The sequence below is a fragment of the Oryzophilus luti genome (assembly GCF_059726245.1).
On record NZ_AP040874.1, the window covers coordinates 602,727 to 623,496 of the forward strand.

General features: G+C 61.3%; 16 protein-coding genes. 5 read left to right on the forward strand and 11 right to left on the reverse strand.

All coding sequences use genetic code 11. The features are described 5' to 3' along the window. Positions 1-303: 303 nt before the first annotated feature. The 3 genes from AC6IZO_RS02620 to AC6IZO_RS02630 all read left to right on the forward strand — a co-directional run bounded on the left by AC6IZO_RS02620 (position 304) and on the right by AC6IZO_RS02630 (position 6,675). Positions 304-1,722: a DUF7305 domain-containing protein gene (locus tag AC6IZO_RS02620; protein ID WP_497807720.1), complete on the forward strand. Its 1,419-nt coding sequence runs from the start codon at positions 304-306 to the stop codon at positions 1,720-1,722. Positions 1,723-2,044: 322 nt separating this feature from the next. Next, complete coding sequence (locus AC6IZO_RS02625; RefSeq protein WP_497807722.1) at positions 2,045-5,914, forward strand: Ig-like domain repeat protein; 3,870 nt, start codon at positions 2,045-2,047, stop codon at positions 5,912-5,914. Positions 5,915-6,072: 158 nt separating this feature from the next. After that, on the forward strand, positions 6,073-6,675 hold the full coding sequence (locus AC6IZO_RS02630; protein ID WP_497807724.1) for a hypothetical protein: 603 nt from the start codon (positions 6,073-6,075) through the stop codon (positions 6,673-6,675). Between the two features lie 73 nt (positions 6,676-6,748). On the opposite strand, the gene AC6IZO_RS02635 is transcribed toward AC6IZO_RS02630, so the two are convergent. The 11 genes from AC6IZO_RS02635 to AC6IZO_RS02685 all read right to left on the reverse strand — a co-directional run bounded on the left by AC6IZO_RS02635 (position 6,749) and on the right by AC6IZO_RS02685 (position 18,880). Then, positions 6,749-8,350: an NAD(P)/FAD-dependent oxidoreductase gene (locus AC6IZO_RS02635; RefSeq protein ID WP_497807726.1), complete on the reverse strand. Its 1,602-nt coding sequence runs from the start codon at positions 8,348-8,350 to the stop codon at positions 6,749-6,751. A 329-nt stretch (positions 8,351-8,679) separates the two neighbouring features. Beyond that, positions 8,680-10,218: an NADH-quinone oxidoreductase subunit N gene (locus AC6IZO_RS02640; protein WP_497807728.1), complete on the reverse strand. Its 1,539-nt coding sequence runs from the start codon at positions 10,216-10,218 to the stop codon at positions 8,680-8,682. Positions 10,219-10,221: 3 nt separating this feature from the next. Further along, positions 10,222-11,829, reverse strand: a complete 1,608-nt coding sequence (locus tag AC6IZO_RS02645; RefSeq protein ID WP_497807730.1) for a complex I subunit 4 family protein — start codon at positions 11,827-11,829, stop codon at positions 10,222-10,224. 98 nt (positions 11,830-11,927) lie between these two features. After that, entirely contained in the window at positions 11,928-14,081 is a 2,154-nt protein-coding gene (gene nuoL, locus AC6IZO_RS02650; protein WP_497807732.1) for an NADH-quinone oxidoreductase subunit L, read from the reverse strand. 17 nt (positions 14,082-14,098) lie between these two features. Then, entirely contained in the window at positions 14,099-14,404 is a 306-nt protein-coding gene (gene nuoK, locus AC6IZO_RS02655; protein WP_497807734.1) for an NADH-quinone oxidoreductase subunit NuoK, read from the reverse strand. A 2-nt stretch (positions 14,405-14,406) separates the two neighbouring features. After that, a complete protein-coding gene (locus AC6IZO_RS02660; protein ID WP_497807736.1) occupies positions 14,407-14,928 on the reverse strand; it encodes an NADH-quinone oxidoreductase subunit J family protein in 522 nt (173 codons plus the stop codon). After that, positions 14,925-15,383 (reverse strand): NuoI/complex I 23 kDa subunit family protein, encoded by a 459-nt coding sequence (locus AC6IZO_RS02665; RefSeq protein WP_497807738.1) that lies wholly within the window; start codon positions 15,381-15,383, stop codon positions 14,925-14,927. Before AC6IZO_RS02665 ends, AC6IZO_RS02660 begins: the two co-directional genes overlap by 4 nt. Before the next feature lie 3 nt (positions 15,384-15,386). Beyond that, positions 15,387-16,658: an NADH-quinone oxidoreductase subunit NuoH gene (gene nuoH, locus AC6IZO_RS02670; RefSeq protein ID WP_497807740.1), complete on the reverse strand. Its 1,272-nt coding sequence runs from the start codon at positions 16,656-16,658 to the stop codon at positions 15,387-15,389. Next, on the reverse strand, positions 16,655-17,806 hold the full coding sequence (locus AC6IZO_RS02675; RefSeq protein WP_497807742.1) for an NADH-quinone oxidoreductase subunit D: 1,152 nt from the start codon (positions 17,804-17,806) through the stop codon (positions 16,655-16,657). Before AC6IZO_RS02675 ends, nuoH begins: the two co-directional genes overlap by 4 nt. Further along, positions 17,803-18,399 carry an NADH-quinone oxidoreductase subunit C gene (locus AC6IZO_RS02680; RefSeq protein WP_497807744.1) on the reverse strand — a complete coding sequence of 199 codons (597 nt, stop codon included), beginning with the start codon at positions 18,397-18,399 and terminating at the stop codon, positions 17,803-17,805. The genes AC6IZO_RS02675 and AC6IZO_RS02680 overlap by 4 nt, the downstream gene beginning before the upstream one ends. 124 nt (positions 18,400-18,523) lie before the next feature. Continuing rightward, a complete protein-coding gene (locus AC6IZO_RS02685) occupies positions 18,524-18,880 on the reverse strand; it encodes an NADH-quinone oxidoreductase subunit A (protein WP_497807746.1) in 357 nt (118 codons plus the stop codon). A 237-nt stretch (positions 18,881-19,117) separates the two neighbouring features. Between AC6IZO_RS02685 and AC6IZO_RS02690 the strand changes: the two genes are divergently transcribed. Then, positions 19,118-19,810 (forward strand): class I SAM-dependent methyltransferase, encoded by a 693-nt coding sequence (locus AC6IZO_RS02690; RefSeq protein ID WP_497807748.1) that lies wholly within the window; start codon positions 19,118-19,120, stop codon positions 19,808-19,810. Between the two features lie 346 nt (positions 19,811-20,156). Continuing rightward, positions 20,157-20,765 (forward strand): NADH-quinone oxidoreductase subunit B, encoded by a 609-nt coding sequence (locus AC6IZO_RS02695; RefSeq protein WP_497807750.1) that lies wholly within the window; start codon positions 20,157-20,159, stop codon positions 20,763-20,765. The last annotated feature ends 5 nt before the right edge of the window (positions 20,766-20,770 follow it).

The following is a 20,770-nucleotide window of genomic DNA, read 5'->3' on the forward strand; positions in this document are numbered from 1 at the left end:
AGTTCGGCAAACTACCGTGCCACCTCGCAGGCGCGGTACCTGGCGGAGGCCGGTGCACAACGGGCAGTGTACTGGCTGAAGATGAATATGCAACCGGGCACTTCGGATGCGCTGACGCCAGTGTGGAATGGAAGTAGGTTCGATCTCACCACATTTCCAGTGACGTTTTACCCGACCGGTGTGGGTGTGGGCGTGGGTACTTGCGCAGACAACGCTGCTCACTGCGTTGTCTTGGCGCCCAATTCCACGAGTACAAACCCTGGAATCAGTGGTGTAACCGATACCTTCGCCGCGATTGATAGCTTGGCCGGTACGAATTACGATTCGCAGTTCGCAGCCCTGAGCAACGTTACCTCGCTGTTTTCCGCCGTGCCAAACAACCCAACCTACCGGGTGGCGGCGCAGTTGCTCACTGCAACGTATGACGCGTCACTTCTGGGATCATCACAGTGGGTCACTTCCTGGAAGATCATCTCGCAGGGCAGCGTCGGCGGAGTCAAACAGGCCAACGTGCAGGTGGTGTTGACGGTGGCGAATAAGGAAGTTTCTAGTACATCATCTACTCCCCCCGCGACTAGCACCACGACTGTTCCAATCAACGCTCAGTACAATTTTGGCGCTTTTGCAAACAGCAAGGGGTGTAATGCCATTGAGCTTTCCGGAGGCTCCAGCACCGCGAGCTACAACTCCAGCTCGCAGGCGGGCGTGGCCAGCCCGACCCTGAGCTACACCAACGGCGACATCGGTACGCTGGGCAATGTGTATCAGCACAACAGCATGATGGTCTATGGCAATATCTACGCGCCCAACTATAATCTCGGCGATCCGAGCGCGGGGAACTGCTCCAAGAAGGGCAGTTGCACCAGCACGTACTATCCCTACGGCGTTTCCGGCGGCCCGACCTGGCCGTATTGGAACGCGAACAACGCCGTCGCCGAGGCGTGCAGCTCCACTTGGCCTTACGCCGTGAACATGGATAACTCCGGCAGCAATGGTTTCGGTTGCACCACCGCCGGCAGCACTGCGAGTTGCTCAGATAAGGTCTCTCAGTTGCCTGCTACGTATGGCAGCTCCACCTATCCTTCCGCAGTACTGCCGTCCACGGCACCCACGGTGAACAATACCAGCGCATGCAGCTATAACGGCGGATGCAACGGTGTGTGGGCCACGGGCGGCGCTTTTACCCTGCCTCCCAGTAACGTCAGTTATGGGCAGGTTACGTTCGCGTCTTCCACGCAGGTGACACTGCAACCCGGCGTCTACTACTTCGACACGTTCACCATGACGGCCGGCGCCTCCATTACCATCAGCCCGGCGGGCCCGGTGCAGATTTACATTCTGAATGGCTCCGGCTCCACGACGCCGATCAACTTCACCGGCGGCACCAAGACCAACCAGGGCGGTGACCCAAACAACCTGACGTTCATCTACAACGGGACGAAGACGGTTCACATTGGCAGCATTTCCAGCAACGCGGTGTTTGCCACCATCTACGCGCCCAATGCGCCGATTAAATTTGATGGCAACGGCAACATTTACGGCGCCGTCATCGGAAACACGGTCGGCATCACCGGCGGCGGTCATATCAATTACGACACGAACCTGCGTAACCAGGGTTCACACATTGTGACGGGCACCACGACCATAACAAATCCCACCAGTTCGACGCAGGCCACACTGTCGTCGTTCTACATCAACGAGTTCAGTTGGAGCGCCTTCTAGCGCACGGCGGGACGCTTAACAATTTGTTACAGGAAACGGCTGGCGCCATGCCAGCCGTTCTTTTTGAGTGCAGGTTCCTTCACACGTGCGAAAAAAACGCCACCTCCGCTGTTGGTTCGGCGCATTCTTCAGCGTAGAATTCTCGCATTCATGAGTGCGCGTTATTGTTCTCATCCAGTTGCATAAGACGTTTTTATCTGCTCGCGGTCTAACAGTGAAAGCCGGAAGGGAAGTTGATACGCAGCCGTCCTCCGGCGCATCAAAAAGCAAGCCAACACCGTTTTCGCGCCTTGAGCGCGGCTTACTGCATGGAGAACCGCCAATGTCTTCAAGTCCCGACCACCGCATCGCCCTTTCCCGTCAGGCCCTCGTGTTTGTTCTGGTTCTGATGCTTGGCTTGGGCGCAGCCTTTGCCCAGAGCCCGCAGAAACGCATCACCAGCGCCATTGTTGACAGCCAGCGCGTGACCCTCACAGGCCATCGATTCCCGCTGGCGCGCGATCAATACGACCAGGGAGCACTGGACGACTCCGCCGAGACCGGCACCATCATGCTGCTGCTCTCGCGTACCGATGCGCAGGAGCAGGCGCTGCAGAAGCTGCTCGCCGAACAGCAGGACTCGACCTCCGCCAACTATCACAAGTGGCTGACTCCGGCGGAATTTGGCGAGAAGTTCGGCGCCAGCGACAGTGACATTGCCGCCATCCGTTCCTGGCTCACGAGCAAGGGCTTCACGGTCGGCGCGGCCTCCAACAGCCGCATGCTGATTCCGTTCTCCGGCACCACCGCCCAGTTGCGCAGCGCCTTCAACATCTCACTGCATAACTACAAGGTGGGAAGCACGAAGTTTGTCGCCAACACGGGCGACCCGCAGATTCCGGTGGCAATGGCCGGAGTGGTTCAGAGCTTCGTTTCGCTGAACAACTATCCTCGGCGAAATCATTCGCATTTGATCGGCCCGGCAGACGAGAATTCTCAAGGGATCAAAGCGTCGTACTACAACGCAAGTAGCGGGCGAAACCGCCTTGGGCCAGGAGATTTCTCCATTATCTATGGGTCCAAACCGCTGCTGGCCAGCGGCGTCACCGGTTCGGGCGTCAAAATCGGCATCGTTGGACGTTCCAACATCACCCAGTCCGACGTTACTAATTTTCGCACTTACTTCGGTCTGAATACCGTTGATAGCGGCGGCAATTTCAATTATGTGACGGTTGGAACGACTGATCCCGGCATCGTCTCCGGGGATGTTGTGGAATCGACGCTCGATGTTGAGTGGTCCAGTGCCGTTGCGCCGGGCGCGAGCGTCACCCTGTATTCCGCAAGCAGCACCAACACCGCGGATGGCGTGGACATCTCTGCGCAGTACATTGTCGACAATGACCTGGCCGACATTATGAGCGAGAGCTACGGCAGCTGCGAGCCGTGGGTCACAAATAGCTTCTTCAATTCTCTATGGCAGCAGGCGGCGGCGCAGGGCATTACCGTCATCGTCTCGGCTGGTGACAACGGCTCGGCTGGCTGCACCGATCCGAGCAGCGAGTACTACTCTGACTCGGCGACCAACGGTGATGGCGGTCTGGCTGTCAGCGGTCTGGCTTCGACGCCTTATAACGTCGCAGTGGGCGGCACGGACTTTCAGGCTCTGAGCAGCAATACCACCTATTGGAATGCCAGCAACAGCACCGATAGCACGGGACTGAAGTATGTTTCCGCACTCAGCTACATTCCCGAGATGACTTGGAATGATTCCTGTGCCTACCAGGCGGCCACCGGCAGCCTCACCGTTTGCGCCAGCGCCGTACAACACACGCAGTACACGCTAGTCTACGGAGACCTTGAGTTGTGGGCTGGCTCCGGTGGACGGAGTAACTGCGCCACCTGGACAATTTCCGGTAATTACGTCAATTGCACTGCTGGGTACAGCAAGCCGAGCTGGCAGACGGGAACTGGTGTGCCGAGCGACGGTGTCCGCGATGTTCCGGATGTTTCATTCCTCGCAGAGTCCTCGACTTCAACATCCACTACCGGTTACATGATTTATTATTCGCCATCCGGGAGCACTCCGGGGCTATGGGTAACTGGCGGTACTTCGGCGGCAGCCCCTGCCTTTGCCGGCGCGCTTGCTTTGGTGAGCCAGAAAGCTGGCACCCAGCGTTTTGGCAACGTCAACTACCTGCTTTACAAGTTGGCTTCCATCAGCGGCAATCGCTGCACCTCGTCGCTCTCGTCCAGCGAGACCACGGGTTGCATCTTCCATGACGTGGTGACCGGCAACAACTCTGTGCCTTGCACGGCAGGCAGCGACAATTGCAGCCTCACCAGCGGCAGCACCTATGGCGTGCTGGCCAGCAGTGGCACTCCGGCGTTCACCACCACCACGGGCTACGACCTGGCGACAGGCCTGGGCTCGGTGAACATCACCAACTTTGCGGCAGCGGTGGCCAACCTTGCAGTGCCCGTGGTTTCGGCGCCAACGGCCTCCACCAACCCGGTGCAGCCAAATAACACCACCACGCTTTCGGTAACGGTGACCGGCAACAGCACCCTCGGTACCCCGAGCGGCACCATCACCTTCTACAACGGCAGCACGCTGCTGGGTACGGCAACCACCAGCAGCAACTCCTCCACCTACGCGCTGACCGGCACTTTGAGCTACACGCCGACCGTCGCGGGCACGGTGACCGTCACCGCCCACTACAGCGGCGACAATTACTACATTGCCGGCGTCAGCTCGCCGCTGGAAGTTACGGTGAGCACCAGCGCGCTGCCCAGCCCGACAATCAGCACGCCGACGGTGGGCACCACGCCGCTCAAGGTGGACAATGCGACCACGCTTTCCGTGACGGTGACGGGCAACACTGCGGTGGGTACGGCTCCGAGCGGCACCATCACCTTCTATGACGGCAGTACGGCACTGGGTACGGCCACCACCAGCACCAGCGGCTTGGTGCTGAGCGGCAGCTACACCTACACGCCGTCCACGGTCGGCACGCAGAGCATCATCGCCATCTACGGCGGTGACACGAATTACGCGGCGGCGACTTCGACTTCCACGGCGCTGCTGGTTTACAGCGGCACCCCGAACGTCGCTGCGCCCACCGCAACGTCGAATCCGGTTTCGCTGGGGAATTCGACCACGCTGAGCGTGGCCGTGACGGGAACCAGCGGAGTTGGCGCTCCGACCGGCGCCATCACCTTCTACAAGAGCGGAGTTGCTCTGAGCACGGCCACCACCAGCACGAGCGGTGTGGTGCTGACCGGCACCTACAGCTACACTCCCACGGCTTCCGGCACGCAGAGTATTACGGCGACCTACGCGGGGGACAGCAAGTACTCCTCGGCGAGCAGCAGCGTGCTTTCACTGACGGTGACCGCGGCTGCGCCGACCATCTCGACGCCGACGGCGGCTTCGACGACCGTGGCGGCCGGCACCTCGACCACGCTGAGCGTGAACGTGACCGGCAACAGCACGGTGGGCACGGCTCCGACCGGCGTCATCACCTTCTACGATGGATCGACCTCCATCGGCAGCGCCACCACCAGCACCAGCGGCTTGGTGCTGACGGGCACGGTGAGCTACACGCCCACCACCACCGGCAGCCACAGCATTACGGCGCAGTACGCCGGGGATGCGAACTACGGCTCCGGTACTTCGGCGGCACTGACCGTGACGGCAAGCGCCGCCTTTACGGCGGCACCCACGTCCTCTGCGGTGACCTTGAACGGCGGCGGCACCGGCACCACCAGCATCATCTTTACGCCGGGCAACGGCTTCACGGGAACCGTCACCTACTACTGCACGTCGAACTCGACCGCAGCAAGCTGCACGCCGACCTCAACCAGCACCGGCAGCGTCTCGCTGGCTTCGGGCGCGGCAAGCGGCAGCATCAGCTACACCATTCCGACGCGCAGCACTTCGGCAAACCACGCGCCGGCGGTGCCCTGGAAGACGACGGGCGGCATCATGCTCGGCGGAGTGTTCCTCTTCTCGCTGGGTGGGGTGCGGCGCCGCACGCGTGCGGCCCTGTTGCTCTGCTTGATGGCGGCGGCCCTGGCCGTGATGTCCGGTTGCAGCGGAGGCAGCGGTAGCACCCCTACCCCAAGCTCCAGCTACAGCTTCACGGTAACTTCCACGGCCACGGTCAACAGCGTGGTTACCACCCAGTCCACGGTCTTTACTGTGAGCAACTAGCACGGTATCTGGCACATACCAGAGGGAGGCCTTCGGGCCTCCCTTTACTTTTGTAAAGAGGTGCCTGCGGAAGGCGTTCCCGAGGAACTTGCCGCACCGGGGCGGGTTCATGCCTGTGTGGTCGGACAGAGAGTATGATTCCTGTCCGGGAGGGGATTATGAAATCACGTTGGTTGATGCTTACCGCATTCAGTCTGATCCTGCCCGTCTCGATGTGGGCGCAGCGAGGCCAGGAAGGGCATCGCGATCAGGGGCAGAGCCAAGGACGCGCGCCGCAGGCGGCACCGCAGCAGCAGCGCAACATGGGCGGTGATCGCGCCATGCCCCGCGCAAATCAGGGACGCATTCCGCAGGCTCCACAAGCGCGCCCGCAGAAGATGCGTCCGGAGAAGGAGCAACAGCCTGATCGGCGTTGGGTAAACAACACGCCGCATGTTTCGAATGACCGCTGGTACGGACACGATCGCCCGAACGATCGCCGCTTCCGTCTGGATCGCCCGTATCAGCATGGCCGCTTCGAGCACTTTGGGCCGCAGTATCGCTATAACGTGGTGCGCTACGACCTCGGCATGCACCGCTTCTGGTTTAACGGCGGCTTCTTCTTTGAGGTTGCAGCGTGGGATTGGCCGCTGGCATCGGATTGGTGCTGGAGCTGTGGCGAGGACTTCGTCGTCTACGACGACCCGGACCATCCGGGATGGTACCTGGTCTACAACATCTACACCGGCCAGTACGTTCACGCGCAGTATATGGGCTACTAAGCCCGGTTTGAGCGCAAATGAAAGCCCCACGCTTCGAGCGTGAGGCTTTTCATTTCAGGCACGCGAATGACGGCTACTGCGCGGCGGATTGCTGTGCCTCGCCCTGCTTTTCCTCGTGATACTCGGACTCGGTGTTGATCTTCCAGAGGTTCTCCTTGCTGGTGATGCCGGCGGCGATGTTATCGACGGCGGTCATGGCCGTGAGCATGGAGTGGTCCTGGTTGTTGTATTTGTGCATGCCGTTGCGGCCCACCAGGTACAGGTTCTCAAAGGTGTTCACGTAGTCCTTGATGGTGTCGAAGCGGTCGTAAGTGCCGAAGTACGCCGGGTAGGTCTTGGGCACGTGCACCACGTGGCTGTCGAGCACGTCCTCAGCCTTCAGGATGCCAATCTTCGCCACTTCACTGATGGCAAACTTCGCCATGTCAGCCTCGGGCAGCTTCCAGATCGGGTCCGTCTCGTAGCAGAAGTACTCCAGCCCAATCCAGACCTTGTCGGGATCGGCGAGCATGTACGGGCTCCAGTTGTTGAAGATCTGCAAACGTCCCACGGTGACATCCGGCTCCTGAATGTAGATCCAGGTGTCCTTGAGCAGCGCCCCGTCCTTCTCCTTGACCGAGAGCTTGTTCACCAGCAGTCCGACGGTGATGAAGTCGCGGTAGAGCAGCCCATCGCTGACCTCCTTCACGTCGGCGGGAACCGGGCAGTCAAGCGACTGCATGAGTTCTCGAATCGGCATGGTAGAGAAGAAGTAATCGCCTGTGAAGGTGCGCGTCTCGCCCTTGTCGCTGAGGGCTTCCACGGAGACAACGCGGTTGCCTTCGACGTGCAGACGCGTCACACGCCAGCCCTTCAGCACCTCGCCACCCTGTTCCACAACCTTGTCGGCCACATGCTCCCAAAGCTGGCCGGGGCCGTACTTCGGGTAAAGGAACTTCTCAATCAGCGAGGTCTCCGTGCCCTTCTGGCCGATGCCGCCGCTCTGTTTGGGACCGAAGGTCTTCTTCAAAAAGTGTGCGATGGCCTTGGTGAGCGAAAGGCCTTTGACGCGCTGTGCGCCCCACTCCGCGCTGATCTCCTCGCACGGTACGCCCCACACCTTTTCCGTGTAGGACTTGAAGAACGTGCGGTAAAGCTCCACGCCGAAGCGGTTGATAAAGAAGTCCTGCAGCGACTTTTCCTGCTTGATGGGGAACAGGCGCGTCCAGATGTAGCTGACGCCGACCTTGACGGTACGCACCAGACCGAGGTTGCCGAGCGTCTGCGCCGAGAGCGTGACGGGATAATCGAAAAACTTACGCAGGAAGTAGATGCGGCTCTTGCGCGGGCGGACGAGCATCACGATGTCGTCGGTCTTCGGATCGAGTCCGTGGCTGCCGCCTTCGAGCGTGCGCTGCTGATTGTGGTACCGCAAAGCGTGCTCGGTATCGGCCGTGGCTTCCGGCGGCATGATCTCCAGCCACCAGTTCATCACGCGGTCGCTTTTGGAGAAGAAGCGATGCCCGCCAATGTCCATGCGGTTGCCCTTGTACTGCACGGTGCGGGAGATGCCGCCAATCTCGTGGCTGGCTTCCAGAACGATGGGCTTGACGCCGGTGCGGCGGAGGAATTCCAAAGCGGCGGTCAGGCCCGCGGGGCCTGCGCCGATGATGATTGCAGTCTTCTCTGTGCTCACATCTGCTCCCGGCGCGTGGCAGGCGCCGCGCCCAGGCAAGGTCCAACGCTGGAGATTGCCCCACTGCGTGTTGCGAGTCTTCCTGCCGTCAGGAATAAGAACGGGAGCGCGGCGCATCGGCGCGGCTCCTTCCTTCTCCTCAATCTAACATGCGTAGGAAGCGTTCACCAGCAAGGCAGGCAATTCCGCAGACACTTTCGTACTACGTCAATGAATATGGAAGGGCTGCGCGGTGTTTTCGATCAACTACGCGGTGACTGTGTCCGTCGTTCTCATCGCCGGGCAACGATGCGCGGCTTCTTCACGAACAGACCCTCCGCGAATCCGGGTTAGCGCAGCCCCACGGCGTTCAGCGCTCCACAGCAGGCCACCGACCAGTCGACGGCGCGGATGAACACATTGGGGAAAACGCCGATCAGCACCGTGGCCGCCGCGGTCAGCCACAGCGCGAAGCCAAGCGTCAGCGGGGTGCTGGGGGCTTCGGCGTCCACCGCCGGGCGCATGAACATGGCGTTGGCGATCTTCAGGTAGTAATAAAGGCCGAGCACGGCGAACAGCACCGCCACAGTTGCCAGCGCGTAGTGGCCCGTCTCCACCAGCGCCAGGAAGATGAAGTACTTGCCGTAGAAGCCTGCCAGCGGCGGAATTCCCGCCAGCGAGAGCAGGAAGATGAGCATGAGCATTGCCTCGCGCGGGGCCTTCTGCATCAGTCCGGAGATGTCTTCGAGGCTGTCTCCGATGATGTTGCGCCGCCGCAGCGAGGTGATGACCGTGAACGCGCCCAGGTTCATGAAGGTGTAAACGAGCAGGTAGAAAAGAATGCCCTTGATGCCGGTGCGGTTCGCCAGTCCGTCGCTGGCCACAAGGCCCAGCAGCATGTAGCCCACATGCGAGATCGACGAATAGGCCAGCAGACGCTTGGTGTTGGTCTGCGTCAGCGCCGCCAGGTTGCCCACCACCAGCGTCGCCACGGCGGTGACCACGATGATGGGTACATACAATGCGCGCAGCGGCGCCATGCCGTCCAGCAGCAAGCGCAGCATCAGCGCAAAGGCCGCGGCCTTCACCGAGACCGACAGGAAGCCGGTCACGCTGGTTGGCGCGCCTTCATACACATCGGGCGCCCACATGTGGAAGGGCGCGGCTGCGACCTTGAACAGCAGTCCTGCCAGCGTGGTCAGCAGAGCAAGGACCACCAACGGGTCCTTGGGATTCACGGCCACGCGCGCGGCCAGTGCCCGGGAGATTTCCGGCAGGCTGGTGGAGCCGCTCACGCCGTAGAGAATCGACAGGCCGTAGGCGAAGATGGCCGAGGAGAACGCGCCGAGCAGCAGGTACTTCAGTGAGGCTTCGTTCGAGCGTTTGTCGCTGCGCAGGAAGCCCACGAGGATGTACGACGAAATCGCCATCAGCTCCAGCCCGATGAACAGCAGCACCAGGTCGGCGCCCGCAGCCAGGCACATCATGCCAATGACTGTGAACAGCACCAGAGCATAAAACTCGCCGTGGTTTTCGCCTTCAATCTCCAAATAGCGAACAGAGATCAGCACGGAGATGGCTGCTCCCGCCAGAAACAGGTAGAAGAAGTAGACCGCGAACGGGTCGAGCACCAGACAGCCAAAGAATGCGCGCAGCGGTTCGCCGCTGGCGGGCAGCACGCACTGGATGCGCCATGTCGAGTAGGCGGCAGCGGCCAGCCCCAGCAGCGCCGGAGCCGCGCTCCACTGCTTGCGCTCGCGCGGCAGAAACAGGTCGAAACACAGGATACCGAGCGAGAAGATGGTCAGCACAATCATCGGCCCGCCCAGGCGATAGTCGTGTGCACTGAACGGCACCAACGCGGTGGCGAAGAGTCCGGCCGAGGTCATCGCTTATTTCGCCCCCGAGTTGGTTTGTGCGGTCTGCGCGGTGGAAACCACCACCTGCGCGTTTACCGGAGCCGCTGGCTTGATCGGCACCGGCGGCTGCTCAATCTGCTTCACAATGGCCGTCACCGGCTGGTCCAGAATGGCGAAGAACGGCTTCGGATAGAGACCAATCCAGAAGGCCAACGCGATCAGCGGCAGGAAGGTTGCCCACTCGCGCGGCGTCAGGTCGGCCAGGTGCTCATTTTTCGGGTTCTCCACCTTGCCGAAGAAGACGCGCTGGTAGAGCCACAGCAGGTACGCTGCAGCCAGCACCACGCCGGGCACGGCCCACGCCGCCCAGCGCCAATTGGCGATATATGCCGCCTGCAGAATGGTGAACTCGCCGACAAAGCCGTTGAGCAGCGGCAGACCCATCGATGACAGGAACATGATGAGCGCCACCGTCGCGTAGCCGGGCATCACGTTGGAGATGCCGCCGTACTCGCTGATTTCGCGCGTGTGACGCCGCTCGTACAAGATGCCGACGATGAGGAACAGCGCGCCGGTGGAGATGCCGTGGTTGATCTGCTGCAGCACCGAGCCAGCCAGCCCTGGCCCGTTCAGGGCGAAGATGCCGAGCGTGCAGAAGCCGAGGTGGCTGACCGAAGAGTAGGCCACTAGCTTCTTCATGTCCTTTTGCACCAGCGAAACCAGCGCGCCGTAGAGGATGCCGATGATGGAGAGCGCGACCAGCAGGCCGCGCACACGCGGCTCATGCACCACGCTGGGGAAGAAGGGCAGCGAGAAGCGGATCAATCCGTAGGTTCCCATCTTTAGCAGCACGCCGGCCAGAATAACCGAGCCTGCCGTGGGCGCTTCCACGTGCGCGTCCGGCAGCCAGGTGTGGAAGGGGAACATGGGCACCTTGATGGCGAAGGCCAGGAAGAAGCCGAAGAACAGGATGGTGGCCAGTCCGCCGCCATAGACCTGCGGAATAAGCGGCGCGCTCTTGTACAGCTCCGGAATGCTGAAGGTCCACACGCCCGTCTGCGAGTGGTGGAAGTAGTACAGGAAGATCATGCCGATCAGCATCAGCACGGAGCCGGCCAGCGTGTAGAGGAAGAATTTGATGGCCGCGTAGAGCCTGCGCGGGCCGCCCCAGATGCCGATCAGCAGATACATCGGCACCAGCATCGCCTCCCAGAAGACGAAGAACAGGAAGAAGTCGAGCGACATGAAGACGCCGAGCATGCCCGTCTGCAGCACCAGGAACCATGCGTAGTATTCCTTGGTGCGATCCTGAATCGCCGTCCACGAGGAGAGGATGGAGATGGCCCCGAGCAGCGTGGTCAGCATGATCAGCAGGAACGAGATGCCGTCGATGCCAAGGTAATAGCCCGCGCCGATTGTGGGGATCCAGTTGCCCGGCGCGCCTTCCACAAACTGGAAGCCCGCAAGGTCCTTGCGCGCCCAGAACCACGGCACCAGCGGCAGCGAGACCACAAAGCCAAGCATGCCAAACAGGTTCGCAGTCCAGCGAACGGCGGCACGATTTGTGCCAGGCACCAGCAGCAGCACGGCTGCGCCCACCAACGGCGTAAACAAGATGATCGAGAGAATGTGGTTATACATTTTCTGTTCGTTCCTGCGGAGTTCTCCGCTCGCAATCCCATTCACTTCAACAACAGAGTTCGTGCCAGCCTTCCGGCATCAGTGCCGAAGGCAACGGGCTAATGCAGCAGGTAGTACCAGAGCACCGTGGCCACGCCAAACACCATCACCAGCGCGTACCACTGCAACAGGCCCCACTGCAGCCAACGCACCGGATACGACAATGCGCGCGCCACATAGGCAGGGCCGTTCACGCATAGCCCATCGATAATCCACTTGTCCCACAGCGACGAGAGCGAGCCGAACATGCGCGTCAGCCAGCCGGTCAGGTTCACTGAGCCATCGACCACGTTGGCGTCGAACTTCCATAGCGCCTCGCCCGCTCCAATCGCTCCCAGCCGCACATCGCCTGCGACTTCCGCGCGGCCCGTGAACGCCACATCGTAGAACTCGTCCACGTAATACTTGTTGAGCAGCGTGCGATAGACAGGCGGCGCGGCAATGGCAATCGGTTCGCGCACCGGGTCGCTCGCATTGGCGTAGGCGCGTCGCGCGGACCACCACCCGGCACCGGCTGCCGCCACCGAAAGCGCCATCAGCAGGTACTCGGCGGCAGAGCTTTCCTCCTTCGGCTCGGCGGGCGTTGCGTGTTCGCCTGCGGCTTCCGCAGTTTTCGCCACGGTTGCGTGCTCGGCCGTGTTTTCAAACACCGGCGCAAGGAAGGCTTCAAACTTGTTGGTCTCACCGTGAATGCCGACCAGCCGCGCAATGCTGGGCGAGACGCCGAGATATCCGGCAAAGACCGAGCAGATGGCCAGCACCACCAGCGGCACGGTCATCGAGCGCGGCGACTCATGCACGTGGTGCTCCACCTCGTGCGACATGCGCGCCGTGCCGAAGAACGTGAGGTAGATGAGCCGGAACATGTAGAAGGCCGTCATCAGCGCTGTGATGAACGCGACGTACCACAGCGCGCGGAAGCCGCCATCATGCGCCGACCATGCCTGCCACAGAATTTCGTCCTTGCTGAAGAACCCGGCCAGGCCCGGAATGCCCGCGATGGCCAGCGTGCCGATGAGCATGGTGCGGAAGGTCACGGGGATCTTGCCGCGCAGGTTGCCCATCAGCCGCATGTCCTGCTCGCCGCTCATGGCGTGTATGACGGAGCCGGAGCCGAGGAAGAGCAGCGCCTTGAAGAACGCGTGCGTGAAGACGTGGAAGACTCCAGCGGTGAAGGCCCCCACACCGAGCGCCAGGAACATGTAGCCAAGTTGCGAGACCGTGGAGTAGGCGAGCACGCGCTTGATGTCGTTCTGCACCAGGCCGATGGAGGCTGCGAAAATCGCGGTCAGCGCGCCAACAATGGCCACCACCTTCATCGTCTGCGGCGCCAGCACAAACAGAGCATTCGAGCGCGCCACCATGTAGACGCCCGCGGTCACCATGGTGGCCGCGTGGATGAGGGCGGAGACCGGCGTGGGACCTTCCATCGCGTCCGGCAGCCACACGTAGAGCGGCAGTTGCGCGCTCTTGCCGCAGGCTCCCACGAACAGCGCCAGCGTGGCGCAGGTGATGATGGCCGTGCCCGCCAGCGTGGCGGATTGCGCCCGCGCCAGCTCGGTCACCTTCACAAAGTCAAAGGTGCCAAAGAGCCAGAAGATCGTCATCGAGCCGAGCAGCACGCCCGCATCGCCAATGCGGTTGGTGATGAATGCCTTGTTTGCTGCCGTCGAGGCCGAGTGTTTGTGGAAGTAGAAGCCGATGAGCAGGTACGAGCACAGTCCCACGCCCTCCCACCCGACGAACATGACGAGATAGTTGTTCGCCAGGATCAGCGTGAGCATGGAGAACATGAACAGGTTCAGGTAGCCGAAGAAGCGGTAGTAGCCGCCCTCATGCGCCATGTAGCCCGTGCTGTAAATGTGGATGAGCAATCCGACGCCGGTGACGAACAGCAGCCAGATCGCGCTCAGCGGATCGAGCAGTACGCCGGCGTCGACCACGAACTGCGCTGCGCCTCCGCCGTAGAGCGGGAAGGCCAGCCGGCCTGCGCCCGAGCCGAGCCACGTGAACAGCACCTGCTCAAAGCGCGGCTGCCTGCTGTGCGTGAACTGCCACACGGCAGCGGCGCTCCACAGAAAGGCCACGGCCACCGCGCCCACGCAAATGGCGTTCACCAGCGGCTTGGCGAGTCTTCGTCCAAACAGCAGCATGCAGGCCGAGCCGAGCGCGGGTAGCAGCGGGACGATCCAGAGATGTTCGAGAAAGACCATGGTTGCTCTCGTCTCGGTTACCACTTCAGCAAATCAACTTCGTCCATGTTGACCGTGGCGCGGTTGCGGAAGAAGGCGATGAGGATGCCCAGTCCCACGGCGGCTTCGGCGGCGGCGTCCGCCGCAATGAACAGCGCGAACACCTGCCCGTGCAGCCCGTAGAGCCGCGAAAACGCCAGCAGGTTCAGGTTCACCGCGTTCAGCATCAGCTCAATGGACATGAAGATGATGACCACGTTGCGCCGCGTGATGACGCCCACCATTCCGATGAGGAATAGCAGCGCCGCCACCACCAGGTAATGCGTCACGCCTATCTCCATCATCGTCACACCCTCCTCTTGGCCATCACCACGGCCCCGACCACAGCCACCAGCATCAGCACGCTGGCAATTTCAAACGGAAAGACGTAGTAGCCCGTGGTGCGCCCGTAGAGCAGCAGCGCCAGGTCCTGCACGTTCGTCTGTTCGGGGTAAGTCGAGGGCAACGCGCCGAGTGTGCGTGCGCCGCGCAGCAGCGCCACCAGAGTCAGCACGGAGAACGCCACGGTGCCAATCAGTCCCACGATCCACTGCCGGTTCAGCATCTTCTCTATGTAGAGGTGCTCAATGTTGACCAGCATCATCACGAACAGGAACATGACGAGGATGCCGCCGGCGTAGAGCACAATCTGCACCGCCGCCATGAACGGCGCGTAAAGCATCAGGTAAAGTCCGGCGGTGGCCAGCAGCGTCACAATCAGCGCCAGCGCCGAGTGCACCGGGTTCACCTTGGTGACCATGATGATGGCGCCGATGACCGCAATGGCCGACAGCGCGTAAAAGAAGAACGGAGTTGCAACCGGGGTCATTTTTCGTAGACCTTCTTTTCGATTCCGTTTTCCATCTGCTCGCGGTGGATCTTCATGCCCTCACGTTCGTAAATAGCCAGTTCGAACTCAGGAGTCAGATCCAGCGCGTTGCTCGGGCAGGCTTCCTCGCATAGGCCGCAGAACATGCAGCGGCTCATGTCGAAGTCGAACTCGGTCAGAACCTTCTTCTTCGTTTCCGGATCGCGCACGCTGCCCACCTTGATGAGCTTTTCCGGGCAAGCCAGCGCGCAGGCTCCGCAGGCGGTGCACAGCGTCTTGCCGTCGGCATCCTTGCGCAGGTGCGGCTGCCCGCGGTAGCGCTCGGCCACCTGCGGACGCTGCATCGGATACTGCTCGGTGATGAGCTGGTCCGGATGCTGATGGCGGAACGTCACCGCCAGCCCCTTGATCAGGTCCACGAGAAAGACTTTTCGCAAAAACTCACCGAACGCCATGCGCTACCTCCACAACATTGCCCACAGTTCCTGGCGCACGCCGATCAGCGCCGTCACGATCACCACTCCGATTGAAACCGGCAGCAGCACCTTCCAGCCCACGCGCATCAACTGGTCAAAGCGATAGCGCGGGAAGGTGGTGCGGCACCAGACGTAGAAGTACATGAAGACCAGGATTTTCGAGATGAACCAGAAGATGTCCTGCACACGCGAGCGCACCGGCGGCAGCAGCACAATCAGCCCGATGAGTGCGAGCGTGCCGCCAAAACCCGCCAGCCCGAGCGCGTCCGCCCGCATGCTGGTGATGCCCGGCATGCGGCGATACTCATAGAAGCACCAGATGGCGAGCGCGAAGAACGTCAGGCCCGGCACAAAACTGAACGCCGTCTCCCACGCGTGGCTGCCGAGCGCGTTCGGGAACGGACGCAGCCATCCTCCAAACCACAGTGTGACGGCAATGGCACTGACGGCCATCATGCTGGTGTATTCGGCCAGGAAGAACAGCGACCAGCGGAAGCCGCTGTACTCGGTCATGAAGCCCGCCACCAATTCGCTCTCGGCTTCAGGCAGGTCAAAGGGCGCGCGGTTCGTCTCCGCCACCATGGCGACGGCGAAGATGATCATCGCCACCAGCCCGATGGGGAAGAACTCAAACAAAAACCATGTGTGCTGCTGTTGCTGCGCTTCCACAATGCGGATCATGCTCAGCGTGCCGGTTCCGGTCTGCATGCTGGTCATCATCACCGCCGAGAGCACGCTCATGCACATGGCAGTCTCGTAGCTGACCATCTGCGCGCCCGAGCGCAGGCTGCCCATCAGCGAGTAGTGCGAGTTCGACGCCCACCCGGCCATGATGACCCCGAGCACGCCGAGCGAGCTGACGCCCAGCATGAACAGCAGTCCAATATTCATGTCCGTGATGGCGTGCGTGCGGCCGAAGGGCACCACGATGAAGGTGCAGAAGGCGGTCATGACCACGCAGACGGGCGCGAACCAGAAGACAATCTTGTCGGCCGTGGCCGGCATCAGGTCTTCCTTGATGATGAGCTTCAAGGCGTCCGCCACCGGCTGCAACATGCCGTGCGGGCCCACGCGCATGGGGCCGATGCGAACCTGCATGTGCGCCATCACCTTGCGCTCAAACCAGTTCATAAAGATGACGCCGACTGAAACGCCGGCAAACACCAGCAGCACGTAAACGACGATCCAGAACAGATTGCCGGCCTCTCCCGGCGTCACGTCACTGGTCAGGTAGCTGAGGATGGAGTTGATCACCGGTCCACCTCTCCGAGCACGATATCGAGCGTTCCAATCATGGCCACCACGTCGGCCACCAGGCTGCCAATGGCCATTTTGCGCAGCGATTGCAGGTTGATGAATGATGGCGGGCGCACGCGCACGCGGTAGGGTTGCGGGCCACCGTCGCTGACAAGAAAATATCCAAGCTCGCCCTTTGGCGCCTCGGTGCTCACGTAGACCTCGCCCGCCGGTGGCTTCAGCACCTTGGGCACGCGCGCGATGATCGGCCCTTCCGGCAGGCCTTCCATCGCCTGGCGAATGATGCGGATCGACTGGCGCATCTCTTCCAAGCGCACCATGTAGCGGTCAAAGGTGTCGCCGGCCTCGCCGAGCGGCACATTGAATTCAAATTCTTCGTAAGAGGAGTAGGGCGCGGCCTTGCGCACGTCGTAATTCACGCCGCTTCCGCGCAGCACGGGTCCGGTAATGGCCAGCCCGATGCAATCCTGCGCGCTCAGCTTGCCAATGCCTTTGGTGCGTTGCAGCCAGATGCGGTTGCCCGTCACCAGATCACCGTATTCGTCGAGCTTCGGCAGCAGGTCATCGCACAGATGCAGCACCTCTCGCTGCATGCCCTCATAGGCGTCCCAGCGGCAGCCGCCAATGCGGAACGAGTGCGTGGTCATGCGCGCGCCGCAGTAGCGCTCAAAAATCTTCAGCACGTCTTCGCGGTCGCGGAAGGCGTAGAACAGCGGCGTCACCGCGCCGATATCGAGTACGTGAGTCCCCAGCCACACCTGGTGGCTGGCGAGGCGGCACAACTCGGTCAGGATCACGCGCAGATACTGGCCGCGCTTTGGGACTTCGATTCCCGTCAGCTTTTCCACTGCCAGGCAGTAGCCCAGGTTATTGGCCACGGCCGCCGTGTAATCAAAGCGGTCGACGTAAGGCGCATAGCCTGCCCATGTGCGATTTTCGCCAAGTTTTTCAATGCCACGGTGCAGATAACCGATCTCGCATTCGAGGTCGTTGACCTTCTCGCCGTCGAGTTTCAGGATCACGCGCAGCACGCCGTGCGTCGACGGATGCTGCGGGCCCATGTTCAGCACCAACTCGTTGGAATCCAGGAATGTGTGGCCGGGTTCAACTTCGTTCAACGGCTCGTAGAAGCTGTCATCTCTCATTGGCCGCTCTCAATTCCCAGGTTCTTCCGCACCCACTGCTGGTCCTGTTGTTTCAGCCCGTAGTCCTTGCGCAACGGGTAACCTTCCCACTGTTCCGGCATCAGGATGCGCCGCAGGTCGGGATGGCCCGCGAAGCGGATGCCGAACATGTCGAAGACCTCGCGCTCCAGCCAGTCGGCGCCCGGCCACAACTTTGTGAGGCTCGGCACCTCGTCACTCTCGGCGTAGCGGGCCTTCACGCGCAGCCGCTCGCACGTCTCCGGTGCGTAGAAAATCCACACCATCTCAAAGGGCAGTTCGTCCTTCGGGTAGTGGACCGTGGAGATGTCGGTGAGGAACGTGTAGCCGTGGTGGCTGCGCAGGTCTTCAATCACCGCGAGGCTCTCGCTGCGGTCGATGACCAGGTAGTTCTGGCCCATATAGCTGAGGGCCTGCTGAAGGTGCTCGCCGTGCGCCGCGCGCAGCGCGTCCACCAGCGTGCCCTCCCACGCCACGGGAGCGGGCTTGGGCGGCACGGCAGCAGCGGCAGCGGGCGTTGCGGGAGCCTTATCGGCTTCCGGCGCGGGCAGGTTGCCTTCCGGTACTTCGGGCATGGTTCACCCCGTCGTTGATAGTTCCGTACGTTGCCTTCGTACTGCTTTCACTTGTCGCCGCCGTCCCGGACATTGCGCGTTCCGGGCGGTCAGTCAGTTCACTGGCGCGCGCAAAGGAGCGCGGCTAAATCCACTCCAGCGCACCCTTTTTCCATACCCATACGTAGCCCAGCACCAGAATCCCCAGGAAGACGAGCATCTCGAGGAAGCCGAAGGCTCCGAGATGCTTGAACTGTACCGCCCAGGGATAGAGGAAGATGGTTTCCACGTCAAAGACCACGAACAGAATGGCGACGATGTAGAAGCGCACCGTGTAGCGCTGGCGCGCATTGTCCACCGGCTCAATGCCGCATTCGTACGCCATGGATTTGATCTTTTCAGGGTTACGGGGACGCACCAGTGTGGCGACAACCAACGTGCCGGCCGCCACCAGGAAGGCGACAAGTAGAAAGACGAAGATAGGAAGATAGTTCTGTGGCATAAGCCCCCGCACCCCACGCGGAACGACTGCCAGTCCAGCGAACCACTGTGTCCAACCAGAAGTTGTTTGGCTGAACTCACGTTTATATCCGGAACCGTACGTTGCGACTGTGACTTGCGTCACACATCTGCCGTACATTGTGAACAGCGCACATCTTCGCCCGGCGGCTGGCGCTGGCCGCGCCTCCGGCGGTAGCATGAGTGCGCCGGTATCGATAAATTTTGATGAGGTCATGCCATGTATGACGCCAAGCAGCAGTTGCGCACCGAGTTCAACCAGTGGGCCGCCGAAGGCCGCGGCGAGGAGATGGAGTCGCACCACAGCAGCATTGCCGCACAGACCGTTGAGCGCATGGCGCTGGCGGCTGGCGAGCGCGTGCTCGACCTTGGCTGCGGTGCTGGTTGGGCCACGCGCCTGCTGGCCCATGCCGTCGAGGGCGGGGAAGGCATGGCGGTTGGCCTCGACATCTCCGACGAGATGATTGCGCGCGCCCGCGCCGCCTCGCGCGAGTTGGAGAACGTTATGTTCGTTGCCGCCCCGGCCGACGAAATTCCCTGGCGCGACGATTACTTCGACAAGATCCTCTCCATTGAGAGCTTCTATTACTACCCCGACCAGCGTGCCGTGCTGCGCGAGCTGGCGCGTGTGATGGCTTCCGGCGGCGGGCTCTACATCCTCATCAATCTCTACAAGGAAAACCCGTACTCACTACGCTGGGTGGAGGAGCTAAATGTGCCGGTGCACGCGCTGAGCGAGCGCGAATACGAAGAAATGTTGCAAGAAGCCGGTTTCGTCGACGTAGAGCTTGTGCACGTTCCCGACCTGACGCCGACCGAGGACGACTACACCGGCAAGTGGTTCGCCAACGCCGCCGAACTGCGCGAGTTCAAACGTCTTGGTGCGCTACTGCTTGTTGCACGCAAGGCGTAGGCGCTCTTCGGGCATAACTGTTTTTCATTGCCAACGTGAACGAGCCGCGCAGATCGCGGCGTCAGCGCTATTTTGCGCGGCGCTATTCGGAGGAGCCTGTTTTGCACGCGATGCATGCATCGGCTGACATGGCTTTCTTTACGCGCAGTTCCAACAGCAGATCCTTCGCTGCGCTCAGGATGACGCAACGAAGATAAAAATGCGGCGTAGATAGAAACGCGCCTAAGCTTGCGCCCTGCCGTACCCCATTCTGGAAATAATTTTCGACCGACCCGGCTGGTTGTGATGTAAGTCACCGACGCTCGGCCCACCCTTCCACCACACTGTGTGGTCAATTGAGGATGGCATGAGCTGGATTGAAGATCGGTTCGAAAAGAACTTTGTCATCAGTACCGTTGACTACGTCTTTAACTGGGCGCGCAAGTCGGCCATCTGGCCTATGACGTTCGGCCTGGCCTGCTGCGCCATTGAGATGATTGCCTCGTCCACCGCGCGCTTTGATATTGCGCGCTTTGGCTCCGAGGTCTTTCGTCCCAGCCCGCGGCAGAGCGATCTGATGATCGTGGCCGGCACCGTGACGCTGAAGATGGCGCCCGTGGTGCAGCGCATCTACGCGCAGATGCCCGATCCCAAGTGGGTCATCGCCATGGGCGGCTGCGCCTGCGCCGGCGGTCCGTTCGATACTTACAGTGTGCTGCAGGGCGTCGACAAGATCGTGCCCGTCGATGTCTATGTGGTCGGCTGTCCGCCGCGTCCGGAGAACCTCTTCTACGGCCTGCTCAAGCTGCAGGACAAGATCGACCAGATGTCCATTGCGCGCCGGCCCACCGAGGTCCGCCTGAAGCCGGAGATGGCCGATGAGTTCGCGCGCCAGGTGCAGGTCACGCAGGCATTGCGCGATGGCACCTTGCATCTGCAGCAACCTCAATCGCAACAGCAGTCGCACGATTCATAAGCTCG

Coding starts and splice junctions, on each gene's coding strand:
- nuoK (WP_497807734.1), bottom strand. CDS start 14,404: ATGATGGAGATAGGCGTGACGCATTACCTGGTGGTGGCGGCGCTGCTA.
- AC6IZO_RS02675 (WP_497807742.1), bottom strand. CDS start 17,806: ATGAGAGATGACAGCTTCTACGAGCCGTTGAACGAAGTTGAACCCGGC.
- AC6IZO_RS02685 (WP_497807746.1), bottom strand. CDS start 18,880: ATGCCACAGAACTATCTTCCTATCTTCGTCTTTCTACTTGTCGCCTTC.
- AC6IZO_RS02660 (WP_497807736.1), bottom strand. CDS start 14,928: ATGACCCCGGTTGCAACTCCGTTCTTCTTTTACGCGCTGTCGGCCATT.
- AC6IZO_RS02665 (WP_497807738.1), bottom strand. CDS start 15,383: ATGGCGTTCGGTGAGTTTTTGCGAAAAGTCTTTCTCGTGGACCTGATC.
- AC6IZO_RS02625 (WP_497807722.1), top strand. CDS start 2,045: ATGTCTTCAAGTCCCGACCACCGCATCGCCCTTTCCCGTCAGGCCCTC.
- AC6IZO_RS02690 (WP_497807748.1), top strand. CDS start 19,118: ATGTATGACGCCAAGCAGCAGTTGCGCACCGAGTTCAACCAGTGGGCC.
- AC6IZO_RS02630 (WP_497807724.1), top strand. CDS start 6,073: ATGAAATCACGTTGGTTGATGCTTACCGCATTCAGTCTGATCCTGCCC.
- AC6IZO_RS02645 (WP_497807730.1), bottom strand. CDS start 11,829: ATGTATAACCACATTCTCTCGATCATCTTGTTTACGCCGTTGGTGGGC.
- AC6IZO_RS02695 (WP_497807750.1), top strand. CDS start 20,157: ATGAGCTGGATTGAAGATCGGTTCGAAAAGAACTTTGTCATCAGTACC.
- AC6IZO_RS02640 (WP_497807728.1), bottom strand. CDS start 10,218: ATGACCTCGGCCGGACTCTTCGCCACCGCGTTGGTGCCGTTCAGTGCA.
- nuoL (WP_497807732.1), bottom strand. CDS start 14,081: ATGGTCTTTCTCGAACATCTCTGGATCGTCCCGCTGCTACCCGCGCTC.
- AC6IZO_RS02680 (WP_497807744.1), bottom strand. CDS start 18,399: ATGCCCGAAGTACCGGAAGGCAACCTGCCCGCGCCGGAAGCCGATAAG.